Annotated in this window: 7 protein-coding genes and 2 tRNA genes; 6 read left to right on the top strand and 3 right to left on the bottom strand. The window is 35.7% G+C overall.

What is annotated here, in order from left to right:
- Positions 1-7: 7 nt before the first annotated feature.
- Positions 8-1,018, top strand: coding sequence for a hydrogenase expression/formation protein HypE (gene hypE / locus LNP81_RS24680; RefSeq protein ID WP_230039978.1), 1,011 nt, complete (start codon positions 8-10; stop codon positions 1,016-1,018).
- A gap of 251 nt (positions 1,019-1,269) precedes the next feature.
- Here the strand turns inward: hypE and purL are convergent, their stop codons facing one another.
- From purL to LNP81_RS24665, 3 genes are all read right to left on the bottom strand, one after another.
- Positions 1,270-4,941, bottom strand: coding sequence for a phosphoribosylformylglycinamidine synthase (gene purL / locus LNP81_RS24675; RefSeq protein WP_230039976.1), 3,672 nt, complete (start codon positions 4,939-4,941; stop codon positions 1,270-1,272).
- Positions 4,942-5,256: 315 nt separating this feature from the next.
- On the bottom strand, positions 5,257-7,116 hold the full coding sequence (locus LNP81_RS24670; RefSeq protein ID WP_230039975.1) for an endonuclease: 1,860 nt from the start codon (positions 7,114-7,116) through the stop codon (positions 5,257-5,259).
- Positions 7,117-7,660: 544 nt separating this feature from the next.
- Positions 7,661-9,178: a hypothetical protein gene (locus tag LNP81_RS24665; protein WP_230039974.1), complete on the bottom strand. Its 1,518-nt coding sequence runs from the start codon at positions 9,176-9,178 to the stop codon at positions 7,661-7,663.
- A 241-nt stretch (positions 9,179-9,419) separates the two neighbouring features.
- On the opposite strand from LNP81_RS24665, the gene LNP81_RS24660 reads away from it, so the two are divergent.
- The 5 genes from LNP81_RS24660 (at position 9,420) to LNP81_RS24640 (ending at position 12,613) form a co-directional block, all read left to right on the top strand.
- On the top strand, positions 9,420-9,851 hold the full coding sequence (locus LNP81_RS24660; protein ID WP_230039973.1) for a PaaI family thioesterase: 432 nt from the start codon (positions 9,420-9,422) through the stop codon (positions 9,849-9,851).
- Between the two features lie 3 nt (positions 9,852-9,854).
- Positions 9,855-10,922: a chorismate-binding protein gene (locus LNP81_RS24655; protein WP_230039972.1), complete on the top strand. Its 1,068-nt coding sequence runs from the start codon at positions 9,855-9,857 to the stop codon at positions 10,920-10,922.
- Between the two features lie 94 nt (positions 10,923-11,016).
- On the top strand, positions 11,017-11,733 hold the full coding sequence (gene bshB1 / locus LNP81_RS24650) for a bacillithiol biosynthesis deacetylase BshB1 (protein WP_230039970.1): 717 nt from the start codon (positions 11,017-11,019) through the stop codon (positions 11,731-11,733).
- 76 nt (positions 11,734-11,809) lie between these two features.
- Positions 11,810-11,883 (top strand) — tRNA-His (locus tag LNP81_RS24645).
- 656 nt (positions 11,884-12,539) lie between these two features.
- A tRNA-His gene (locus LNP81_RS24640) sits at positions 12,540-12,613 on the top strand.
- Positions 12,614-13,015: the final 402 nt, after the last annotated feature.

The following is a 13,015-nucleotide window of genomic DNA, read 5'->3' as shown; positions in this document are numbered from 1 at the left end:
TTAAGAGATGAACAAAAAATCTGAAGTGATTCATTTACATCACGGTAGTGGTGGTGAACATATGACTAAATTGCTTAATGAAGTAATTTTTAAGATCTTAAAAAATGATATTTTAGAAGTTCGACATGATGGTGCATTTTTAAATATGCAAGGAAATTTGGCTTTCTCCACAGACAGTTATGTGGTTTCTCCTGTATTTTTTAAAGGAGGTAATATTGGTGAACTTGCTGTAAATGGTACTGTAAACGATCTTTCGATGTGCGGAGCGATTCCAAAATATCTTTCATTGGCTTTGATTATAGAAGAAGGTTTTGGTCTGGATGAATTTATTCAGATTATCAAATCGATTAAAGAAGCGGCTGATAAAGCCAATGTTCAAATTGTTACCGGTGATACCAAAGTGGTCGAAAGAGGAAAAGGTGATCAAATTTATATTAATACTTCCGGAATTGGTGTTGTTCATGAAAAGGCCAATATTAAAACTCAGAATATTCAGGAAAACGATGTTATTATCATCAACGGACCAATAGCTTCCCACGGAATGGCTATCATGTCAGAACGTGAAGGATTAGAGTTTGAAAGCGATATTCTAAGTGATACAACCAATCTCAATTACATAGTTTTAGATTTAATAGAAAAATTTGGTGATAAAATCCATTTTTTGAGAGACGCAACCCGTGGCGGACTAGCTTCGGTTTTACATGAAATAGCAACCGAAATCAATTTTGGAATTTCACTTTTTGAAGAAGATATAAAAGTAGAAAATCAGGTAAAAAGTGCTTGCGAATTATTGGGTTTAGATCCGTTGTATGTGGCCAACGAAGGAATTTTTGTTTGCATTACAACTCCTGAAATTAAAGATGAGGTTCTAACAATTTTACAAAAAGTAAACTCAAACGCTTCGGTGATTGGTTTTGTTACAGATGAACATCCATCAAAAATAATTATCGAAAGTACTTTTGGAGGTAAAAGAGTAGTAAATCCTTTAGTAGGAGAACAGTTGCCGAGAATTTGTTGATTTTTTTTTAAAAGATTTTTTACCACAAATTACACAAATTTCCGCAAATTATTAGTTTGCAATCTTAAAAAAAGATGCACTCCAGATAGCTATCTGAATAAAGCATTAAAATGATTTTATAAGGCTATCTTTTTGTAATTCGAAAAAAAGCAAAAAAGATAATTTGTGGAAATTTGTGTAATTTGTGGTAAAAGAAAACAAAAAAAAACGCCCGATAAATTCGAGCGCTTTTAGTAATAAAATATATTTTTTTAGATTTTCTCAATCCATTTTCTTGCATTAACAAAAGCTTCATGCCAAGGCGAAACCTCGTCGTTTCTGTCTTTTGGATAGTGCGCCCAGTTCCATTGGAAAGTAGAACGCTCAATATGAGGCATCATTACCAAATGTCTTCCGGTTTTATCACACATCATTGCCGTGTTATAATCAGATCCATTAGGATTTGCAGGATAACCCTCGTAAGCGTATTTAGAAACAATATTATAGTTTTCTTCGGCAAGAGGTAAATTGAATTTTCCTTCTCCGTGAGAAACCCAAACTCCCAAAGTACTTCCGGCTAAACTAGATAACATAACCGAATTATTCTCCTGAACTTTTACAGAAGTGAAAATACTTTCGTGTTTGTTACTTTCGTTATGAAGCATTTTTCCGTGAACTTCATGCTCCGGATTAATAACTTCCAATTCCATAAACAACTGACAACCGTTACAGATTCCAACAGATAAAGTATCTTCTCTTTTAAAGAATTTATCCAAAGCCGTTTTTGCTTTTTCGTTGTATAAGAAAGCTCCGGCCCAACCTTTAGCAGAACCTAAAACGTCTGAGTTAGAGAATCCTCCAACAGCACCAATAAATTGAATATCTTCAAGAGTTTCACGACCCGAAATTAAATCGGTCATGTGAACGTCTTTTACATCAAAACCTGCTAAGTACATCGCATTTGCCATTTCGCGTTCAGAATTACTTCCTTTTTCACGAATAATAGCCGCTTTTGGCCTCTCGACTCCGCTCGAGATGACAGGCTTTTTACCAGTGAAATGTGCCGGGAAAGTATATTGTAAAACCTGATTTTTATAGTTTTCGAAACGTGCCTGAGCTCTTCCGTTTTTAGATTGTTTTTGATCTAATAAATAAGAAGTTTCAAACCAAATATCTCTGTAAGTCGGAATATCTAATTTATATTCTCCAAATTCTAAAGTTGCAGTACTTTGAACTGAACCAATTTTGAAGAATTCGATATTGTTCGCTTTCAATTTAGCTTCAACAGCTGCATCAGATTTTGCCTGGAAAACGATTCCGATGTTTTCCGCGAAAAGGATTTTCAATAAGTCTTTTTCCGCGAAAGCGCTAAAATCAATTTTTGCTCCAAGATTTACATCAGCAAAACACAATTCTAATAAAGTTGTGATTAAACCGCCGCTTCCGATATCGTGACCTGCTAAAATTTGGCTTTCGCCGATTAATTCCTGAATCGTGTTAAAAGCATTTTTGAAGAAAGAAGCGTCTTTTATAGTAGAAGTCTCGTCTCCAATCGTGTTTCTGATTTGTGCAAAAGAAGAACCTCCTAATTTGAAATCATCCTGAGACAAATTGATATAATAAATAGAATCTCCGTTTTTCTGTAAAACAGGTTCAACTACTTTTCTAATATCGGTACAGTTTCCACCAGCCGAAATAATAACCGTTCCCGGTGCGATTACTTCGTCATTTGGATATTTTTGTTTCATCGAAAGTGAATCTTTTCCTGTCGGAATATTGATTCCCAATTCGATTGCAAAGTCAGAACAACCTTCAACAGCAGCATATAAACGAGCGTCTTCACCTTCGTTTTTACAAGCCCACATCCAGTTTGCAGAAAGTGAAATTCCTTTTAAACCATCTTTAATTGGTGCCCAAACAATGTTTGATAACGATTCTGCGATAGCATTTCTGCTTCCTGCAACAGGATCAATCAAAGCCGCAATAGGAGCATGGCCAATAGAAGTTGCGATTCCTTCTTTACCTAAATAATCCAGAGCCATAACTCCAACATTATTCAAAGGCAATTGCAAAGGTCCTGCATTTTGTTGTTTTGCTACTTTTCCACCCACACAACGGTCCACTTTATTCGTCAACCAGTCTTTTGAGGCAACAGCTTCAAGACGTAAAACATCTTGTAAATATTTTTCGAAATCTGCCTTCTCATAAGAAACACCAGCATATTTTCTGTCGATAGTTTTGTCGTTCATAACCGTTTTAGGAGAACTTCCAAAGAAATCTTCTAAAGCATAATCCATCGGTTTTGAACCATTTGATTTTGATTCGAAAGTAAAACGGTGATCTCCCGTTACATCTCCAACCTGATACATTGGCGAACGCTCTCTGTCAGCGATTCTTTGCAAAATATCAATATCTTTTTGACCAATAACCAATCCCATTCTTTCCTGAGATTCGTTACCAATAATTTCTTTCGCAGAAAGTGTAGGATCTCCAACCGGCAATTTATCCAAATCGATTAATCCACCAGTTTCTTCCACTAGTTCAGAAAGACAGTTTAAGTGTCCTCCAGCTCCGTGATCGTGAATAGAAACAATTGGGTTGTGATCGCTTTCTACCAAACCGCGAATGGCGTTAGCAGCACGTTTTTGCATTTCAGGGTTCGAACGTTGGATTGCATTTAACTCAATTCCTGAACCAAAAGCTCCAGTATCTGCAGAGGATACCGCAGCACCGCCCATCCCGATTCTATAATTTTCTCCACCAAGAATTACAATTTTATCACCTTCTTGAGGTTTCTTTTTAATTGCCTGATCCAGTTTTCCATATCCAATTCCTCCCGCTTGCATGATTACTTTATCGTAACCAATTTTACGGTCGTTTTCTGAATGTTCGAAAGTCAAAACCGAACCTGTAATAAGCGGTTGCCCGAATTTATTTCCAAAATCAGAAGCTCCGTTTGAAGCTTTGATCAAAATATCCATTGGAGTTTGGTACAACCATTTTCTTTCTTCCATTGCATTTTCCCAAGTCCTGTCATCCTGAGCGGAGTCGAAGGATTTCAAACGAGAATAAGAAGTCATGTAAACTGCAGTTCCTGCCAATGGCAAAGAACCTTGTCCTCCAGCTAAACGGTCACGAATTTCTCCTCCAGAACCTGTTGCAGCTCCGTTGAAAGGCTCTACAGTTGTTGGAAAATTGTGTGTTTCTGCTTTTAAAGATAAAACCGAATCAAATTCTTTTATCTCGTAATAATCTGGTTTGTCAGCTGTTTTTGGTGCAAACTGCTGCACTTTTGGTCCTTTTACAAAAGCAACGTTGTCTTTGTAAGCAGACACGATATCGTTAGGATTTTCCTGTGATGTTTTTTTGATTAATTTAAAAAGAGAAGTTTCTTTTTCTTCACCGTCAATTACAAAAGTTCCGTTGAAAATTTTGTGACGACAGTGTTCTGAATTCGCTTGTGAGAAAGCAAAAATCTCAGAATCAGTAAGTTTTCTTCCAAGTTTTACAGCAAGATTATCTAAATAATCTACTTCCTCCTGGCTTAAAGCCAAACCTTCTACTTTATTGTATGTTGCAATATCATCGATTTCCAATATCGGTTCCGGTTGAACGTTGATAGTGAAAATCTCCTGATCTAATTGATTGAATTTTTGTGAAAGCATTGGATCAAAATCAGTGAAATCTTCCGTTGCCGGATGAAATTCTTCGATTCTGATGATGCCCGGAATACCCATATTTTGAGTAATTTCTACAGCATTTGTACTCCAAGGTGTGATCATAGTGGCGCGGGGACCAACAAAAAAATCCGACAGCGCGGATTTTTCGATCTTATTAGAGTTGGCAAAAAGCCAGTTTAGTTTTGAAATGTCTTGAGCCGAAATTTCGTTTTGCGTTTGTACGGCAAAAACAGTTTTGCTTTGGTTTTCAAAGAAATGGATCATTGTTTTGTGTAGTTTGTTGTATTGAGGTGCAAATTTAGTGTAAATAAATAGCAAGCGCAAATTTGAAAACAAACTCTTTTAAACTTTTTGCCACGAAGACACAAAGGCGCAAAGTTTTTTTTGTTTCACGCAGATTTGGCAGATTGAGCAGATCAAAGAACTGAATGAAAAATTTACGCAGATTTAAAATAAAAATCCAATCAATAAAAATCTGCTCAATCTGCCAAATCTGTGAGAGAACTTTTTTTGAATTTAGTAAAACAAAAAAGAGCGGCAATATTGCCGCTCTTTAATTTAGTAAGCACTCGTTTTTAATTAGTTGATAATGATCTTTTTGCTGAAAGTTTCAGAATCCTGATTAATACGAACAATGTAGATGCCTTTTGGCAAGTTATTTATCGTCGATAATGAATCTGTGATGTTTGATTTTTCAAATACCCTCTGACCAAATATGGAGATTATCTCGATAGAATAAGGTGAATTAATAGTATTAAAGTAAATGTTAAAGTTTCCGTTGGTTGGATTTGGATATAAAATAACTTCTTGTAATTGAGGAACAATTTCTTCTTCAGTTTCAATAGCTGCAATTTGTGCACGTTTAGCACCTAAGTTAGAGCAAGTATCTGTCGTGTAAGAATCCCATTGCGAGCTTAGGTTGAATGTTGTACTTGGAGTCGTTACGGTAGCTTTTCTTCTTAAAGTAACATCCACTGCAAAGTTTGCCGTTCCGCCATTAAAAGTTCCTATGATGTCAATCAAAACACCATTTTTGAATAAACCTACAGCGTCATTTCCGTTAAAAGTCAGTTCGGTTGCAGTAGTTGAAATATTAGCAGAGCTTGTTGCAAAACAGCTAGAAGACATTGAGCTGTTTACAATTACAAATTTACTTCCGGTTGCTAATGTTCCGCTTAAAGCCAAACCTGTGCTCCAGGCTCCGGCACCATTCGTTTGTTTTTTTATGGTATAAGTTGATAAATTCACAGAGGCACCAGTATTATTAGCGATTTCCAATGCTTTATTGTTTCCTGAACCTTCAATATATTCAGAGAATAAAATGTCCGAAGCTGTTCCGCCAGTTTCGCTTGCGTTTGTCGTTACTGCAATTGTACTGCTTGACGCAGAGCTATTTCCGGCCGCATCTTTGGCTTTTACATAAATAGAATAACTTGTAGAAGCAGTTAAGCCTGTAATAGTTGCTGTCAATCCTGAAACAGTTGTTTTTAAAACGCTGTTGGCATAAACATCGTATCCTGTAACGGCCACATTATCTGTAGAAGCATTCCACGAAAGTGAAATTGATGTTGAAGTTTTAGCAGTAGAAGCCAGACTCGTTGGAGCAGTTGGAGCCTGAGTATCTGTAGAAGAAGTTCCGCCCCAAATTTGATTCACATATTCAGGATGATCGATGTATGGATTTCGATTATTCTGACGTGCATAAATAGCATTATTTCTCGCAATTTCTCTTGCGCTTACCGGATCCTGAGCGTTCCATGCTAAAAGAGTAGCTAAAAATGCAGCAGTAAAAACTTTGTTGCTGGAACCATCAAACATAGGGTAAGAATATCCGGCAACGGTATTTTCGTAACGCGTTGCAAAATAAAAATACATTCTGGCGATATCGCCTTTAAAAGCATTGACAGGTTCAAAAACAGTTCCTGAATATCCGGATACAGCACTTGATCCTAATTTACTTCCGTTTTGAGAGGTATACGTTGCTGAATTTACGGTGCCATGCGGATAATTAGAGCGCATTCCGTTTACTTTTCCGTCAGTAGGAGTAATAAAATGCGCATCGGCAACCATTGGCGATTGTTCATTAAATACCGATTGCGGAATAATGTGTTCTCTGTTGTAGCAATCGCCTTCTGAAGAATAATTACCGCATCGTTGCGTGCTTCCGGTACTGTAATTATAAGGATCTGTTCCTGAAGGATTTTCAGAATACATGTCTAAAACAGTTCCATCGTTTTCGTAGAAATTATCAACATCTGAGGTTTGATATGTGGTGTACAAACCAGCGTATCCATTATCGGTATGCCCTTTAATGATGTTGTACAATTGTGTTTTTAATGTGTAACCTGTTCCGGTTGCCGTGTTGTAATAACCTGAAGGAATTTGGGAAAAACCAACGGCAGTAAACATCAATAAGAGTAAAAAGTAGTTTTTTTTCATAGTAAATAGGTTAAGATTTGGGTTGTTAATAAATTGAAGATTAGGTTTCTAATTTATTAATTGTATCAAATTTACTACTTTTAGGAATACGCTACGTTAAGTGATCTTTAATTTTAGATATATTTTCTTACGGTTGGTTTTTTTCTTGCCACGAAGACGCTAAGGCGCAAAGTTTTTGATCACACAAAGTTTTTTACGATATTTCATTTCGATTTCTATGATAAAACCAAATCTTACTTCAGGAGCTAATCCCGCTATCCGTTACAATCTTTTGCTTTTTAAAGAAAAAAGCAAAAGGATTTCCACTTCTATCGGGGCTAGGCACTCGTTTTCATCAGAATGTTTTTCGTCTTGTTTTGTCATTTCGAACGAGAAATCTTCGTGAGAAGCTCGACAAAGATTTGATTATCGTTGCGGAGTTACTTGCGAAGATTTCTCCTCCGTCGAAATGACAAACAGTAAGTTTAAATAGTTGCTTTAAAAAAAAACTTTGCGCCTTAGCGTCTTCGTGGCAAAAAAAACTTAGCGCCTTCGTGGCAAATTTTTATTTAGGAAATGCAGCACTTTGATAAGCGCCTAAATCGGGTGGAGAAGTTCTCGTTTTTCCAATAATATCTAACGGAATTATATATGCCTGATTCCCTTTCGCGAAAGCGGGAGTACTATTGTCGATATTAAACTTGTTCTGCGAAACATTATAAAACTTCGGATTTTCATTTAAGATAATCTGATTGTAATGTTCCGTATCGGTTTTAAACTGATAATCCGGATTGGTACTTGAACTGCTGAATTTCAACAGACAATTGTTCAACTGGTAAACAAAAGCGGCATTTGTATTTTTATTCAAATTAAATTCGTTTGTGCTTGATCCGTAAATAATACAATTATTGAAAGTGGCTTGTGTTAACGGATTTGTTGCCGGAGTGGCACCGGCTAAATTGTTGCTGAGGTTAACTGCAAAATGGGATGAGTTTTGCCAATTGTTATTGAATGTAGAATGTGTAAAAATGTAATCTCCGCCATAAACGCATGATAAACTTGCTAAACCAGCATAATTTATTACAATGTTTTCTCCGTTAATGTGCGCGTTTTGAGCCAAGATTCCGTACTCAGCACAATTGTATATTTGTGTGTTTTTAATTTCAATTTGAGTGCTGTTATTTGGACTTTTTATATTTAATCCTGTGATCGCATTTTTTAAAGTAAGATGATTGATCGAATGATTTTTACTTCCACTTGCCAGAATAACCGAATTCCATTGTCCGGGAATATCATCGTAAAGAGATTCTAATCTGTCGCCTTCAAAAATGACTTCATTTTCTAATGTGTTGGTGCTAGATACCGCGCCGTTAATTTGCAGAGTGGCATTATTATCAACGTAAAGTCCTGAATTGGCATGAAAAAATACTCTTGCACCGGCTTGAAAAGTTACGGTTTTATTCTGCGGAACGCCTGCAAAACCATAAATAACATATGGTTTCTGATTTGTAAAAAGCAATTCGTTTCCGTTTACAGCGTCATTTTCATCCAAATAAAAACCATCAACCGGTTTGCCATCGATTATAATTTTTTCTTTGGTTCCGTCAGCATTTTGTTTTGGATAGAGAAAAATAGCGTCCTGAATTAAAGTAACCAAAGCTACTTCCTGAAGATTGGCGCCGCTGTCAAACTGAATTTGATCTGTGTATAAAAAATTGGTAGGATCAGCATCTGTAATATCTGCAGTGGTTTCTATAAAAATATATAAACTGTCTTTGGCTAAAAGCGTGACATCTTTGAAGATTTTGCCATTGTTTCCGCTCATTCCGTCAACTGTCATTCGGTATTTTGAATTTAAACCATTTTTAAGCTGAATGGTTGGAATCGAAATATCGTCTTTACTCGTATTGTAAACCTTAAGTTGGTAAGTGCCTGAGCCAATATTCTTAAAAACAGTATCTAAATAAACAGTGTCTCTTGAAAATTTTAAATTTCCGGAACTGGCAACGGTGTCAAAATCAGTTCGACAAGAGCTGAAAGTTATAAGGATTCCGAAAATAAAAAGTATAAAGTATTGACGCATTTGTTTCTTTTTTTGCCACTGATCTAAAAGATTAAAAAGGATTTTATGACTATTTTAATCTGTGAAAATCTGTGAATCTTTGGCAAGAAAGAATAAATTTTCAGCCTTAGATCGATATCGATTGTTTTTTGTAAAAATAACAAAAAACTTACATGTTTGAAGTTGATTTTTAATTTAGAATTGCATTTTCGAATTTGTATCTCTTCTTTTCTTTAATTTTACGATTTTAAATTCCATTTTAATGAATTATACAAAAGAGCAGATTTTAGCGCGTTGCAACGAATTTTCTAAAAACACGCTAATGGAAACGCTAAAAATAGAATATATAGATGCCGGAGAGGATTTTTTGACGGCGAAAATGCCTGTAAATCCTTCCGTTCACCAACCAATGGGACTTTTGCACGGAGGAGCTTCTGTAGCTTTGGCAGAAAGTGTAGGAAGTGCAGCATCGTTTTTTTTCATTGATCCAAAAGAGCAGGAAGTACGCGGAATTGAAATTTCGGCCAATCACTTAAAAAGTATTCGCGAAGGCTGGGTTTTCGGGACGGCGAGAATTATCCATAAAGGAAGAAGTATTCATCTTTGGGAAATTAAAATTACCGATGAAGCGGGAAATCTGATTTCGCTTTGCAAACTGACGAATATGGTTTTAGAAAGAAAGAAAACAGAATAGAACATGAATAACTTTTTTTCTAAAATAAAAAAACATTACGAAAAGCATTTGCCTTTTGTAATGTATTCTAAGCCCAATTCCAGCAATATTTTTGGACTTTTACAACAAAATGAGACTCTGCATAAGATTTCTAATTATAAAGAAAAAGGTTTTGTTTTTGCTTCTTTTGATGAAAAACAACTGATTTTGATTCCGGAAAATGAATCTGAAATTATAACGACGGAACAAGAAGAACTTTCTTTTGAAGTTATTGAAGTTGAAGATTCAGGTTTTGATGCAACTGCTAAAATTCAGTATGAAGATTTAGTTGCAAAAGGAATTGAAGCGATTAAAAACGAAGAATTCAAGAAAGTGGTTTTGTCCAGAAGCGAAAAGGTTGATTTGTCCGAATTTGATTTTGTAGCCACTTTTCAGCATTTGATCGAATTGTATCCCACTACTTTTTCGTATTGCTTTTTTCATCCTAAAATTGGATTTTGGATGGGAGCAACGCCAGAGCAATTATTAAAAGCAAACGGAAATGTTTTTGAAACCACAGCTTTGGCAGGAACTCAAAAAGCAACTGCTGAAACGGAGATTCTTTGGCAACAAAAAGAAAAAGACGAACAACAATATGTAACCGATTTTATTGTAAAAAGATTGCGTGAGGTTGCCGCTTCGGTTAATGTTACGGAACCTTACAGTCTGAGAGCAGGATCGATCTGGCATATTAAAACAGATATTTCGGGAGTTTTAAATGATAATTCTACGCTTGAAGAAGTGATAGATACTTTGCATCCAACTCCTGCGGTTTGTGGTTTGCCAAAGAAAAAAGCAAAGGCTTTTATCATAGAAAACGAAAACTACGACAGGACTTTTTATACCGGTTTCCTGGGCGAATTAAACAGCAGTTTTGCGAATAATGAGATTAGTTCTGATTTATTTGTAAATTTACGTAGCATGCAAATTCAGGAAAATAAAGCCATTTTGTACATGGGCTGCGGTATTACAAAAGAAAGTATTCCTGAAAAAGAATGGGAGGAAAGCGTCAATAAATCAATGACGATGAAGAGAGTATTGAGAATAGAATAAAGAGAATAGAATAAAGAGAATAAGATAACAGAAAAATGATTTTAGTTTTCAGATTGAAATTGAAATTGATTTTTGACATTGACATTGAATAATTATGAAATTAGATATATTAGCCTTTGGGGCACATCCGGATGATGTAGAATTGGGTTGTGCGGGAACAATTTTAAAAGAAGTATCTCTTGGGAAAACCGTTGGTATCGTTGATTTAACACGTGGCGAACTGGGAACACGAGGTACGGCTGAAACCAGAGATCAGGAAGCAAAAGATGCGGCAAAGATTTTGGGGGTTTTGGTTCGTGCTAATTTAGGTTTGCGCGATGGGTTTTTTGTGAATGACGAAAAACATCAGCTCGAAGTGATTAAGATGATCCGAAAATATAAACCGGAGATTGTATTGTGTAATGCTATCGATGATCGTCATATTGATCACGGAAAAGGAAGTAAGTTAGTTTCTGATGCTTGCTTTTTATCAGGATTGATGAAAATTGAAACTACTGTAGATGGAGAAAATCAGGAAGCCTGGAGACCAAAAGTAGTGTACCATTATATTCAGTGGAAAAATATTGAACCAGACTTTGTAGTAGATATTACAGGATTTGAAGAAAAGAAAATTGAAGCTGTGATGGCATATAAAACGCAATTTTATGATCCAAATTCAAAAGAACCCGCTACGCCAATTACAAGTAAAAACTTTATGGAAAGCTTAAATTACCGTGCGCAGGACCTAGGAAGGCTAGTTGGTAAAGATTTTGCCGAAGGTTTTACTGTTGAAAGGTGTTTGGCAGTCAATAGCTTAGGAGATTTGATATAATTTTGATGTAAATTTTTCATTTTTTTCTTTGGTGAAGTAAACCTTTGTTGTATATTTGCAACCGCAAAGAAAAATGGTGGTTGTAGCTCAGCTGGTTAGAGTATTGGTTTGTGGTGCCGAGGGTCGCCGGTTCGAACCCGGTCAGCCACCCAGAAATTTAAAGCCTTGAAGAAATTCAAGGCTTTTTTTGTGCCTGTAAATTAAATCCCAATTTTTAAAAATTGCTTCGCCTGTTCGCTATTGCTCGGGTCCAAATTCCAATTTGAAGGGATCAACGCTAAATGTTGTGGAGCAGCTTACAAATGCTGACTGTTTTTTTACCGCAGAGAAACAAAGATTTTATCTAAGAATTTCTTATAAACACAGAGTTCGCAAAGTTAAATCAATATACATCCCGAGGCTTCGGGATGCCTCTTATAAAAAGCTAAGAGTATAAAAAATTAGCGATCTTTGCGATAATTTTTTTGCTTCAGAGGTTTTAGGATTGACGTATCAACACTGAATGTTTCTCCACAACATTCAGTGTTAATACAAGTTTCAGGACCAAATTCAAAGATGGTAAATAGTACGGTAACTACTATTTTGTAATTTGGAATTTACCTATTGGAATTTTTTTATCTATTGGAATTTATTTTATAAACAAAAAGTACAATGTTTAGATCTTGATTCATTGGTTATTATGGTTTAGTTTGTAAATCATTTTATTTCATCAAAAACATTTTCTTACTGGATGTCTTCGGTTTTGAACCTTTTTTTCTTTGTAGAAGTAAACCTTTGTTGTATATTTGCACCCGCAAACAAAAATGGTGGTTGTAGCTCAGTTGGTTAGAGTAGCGGTTTGTGGTGCCGCGGGTCGCCGGTTCGAACCCGGTCAGCCACCCGGAAATTTAAAGCCTTGAAGAAATTCAAGGCTTTTTTTGTGCGCATAATTTAAAAACCTAATTTTAAAATTATTCTTCTTGACACTATTCTGGATGTCACTCTCGAAACCTGTGGAGAGTAAAAAAAACTAACGCAGAGGACACAAAGCTTTGCGAACTTAGATGGTTCAAACACAACTTAAAAACTTAGTGAACTCTGCGAATCCCGATAGCTATCGGGATTGCGCTCCTTTCGGTAAAAAATAATCAGTGTGTATGCTTCTTCAGCATATTTAAGATTACGTATTTAGTATGAATAACCGTTATCTCTTCATCAAATAAGAAATTGATCAAATAATCAGGACCTGAGTAATTTAATACTTTAATATTTTGAATTAAAAACTACTGTTTCATGATTTTAA

Source organism: Flavobacterium piscisymbiosum, from assembly GCF_020905295.1.
In the GTDB taxonomy this organism is placed as follows: Bacteria; Bacteroidota; Bacteroidia; order Flavobacteriales; family Flavobacteriaceae; genus Flavobacterium; species Flavobacterium piscisymbiosum.
The sequence above is the reverse complement of the archived record's forward strand: the minus strand, read 5'-3'. Positions and strand labels throughout refer to the sequence as shown.

What these genes read in the sequence shown, in the direction of transcription:
- hypE (WP_230039978.1), top strand. Translation starts at nt 8, where the DNA reads ATGAACAAAAAATCTGAAGTGATTCATTTACATCACGGTAGTGGTGGT.
- purL (WP_230039976.1), bottom strand. Translation starts at nt 4,941, where the DNA reads ATGATCCATTTCTTTGAAAACCAAAGCAAAACTGTTTTTGCCGTACAA.
- LNP81_RS24670 (WP_230039975.1), bottom strand. Translation starts at nt 7,116, where the DNA reads ATGAAAAAAAACTACTTTTTACTCTTATTGATGTTTACTGCCGTTGGT.
- LNP81_RS24665 (WP_230039974.1), bottom strand. Translation starts at nt 9,178, where the DNA reads ATGCGTCAATACTTTATACTTTTTATTTTCGGAATCCTTATAACTTTC.
- LNP81_RS24660 (WP_230039973.1), top strand. Translation starts at nt 9,420, where the DNA reads ATGAATTATACAAAAGAGCAGATTTTAGCGCGTTGCAACGAATTTTCT.
- LNP81_RS24655 (WP_230039972.1), top strand. Translation starts at nt 9,855, where the DNA reads ATGAATAACTTTTTTTCTAAAATAAAAAAACATTACGAAAAGCATTTG.
- bshB1 (WP_230039970.1), top strand. Translation starts at nt 11,017, where the DNA reads ATGAAATTAGATATATTAGCCTTTGGGGCACATCCGGATGATGTAGAA.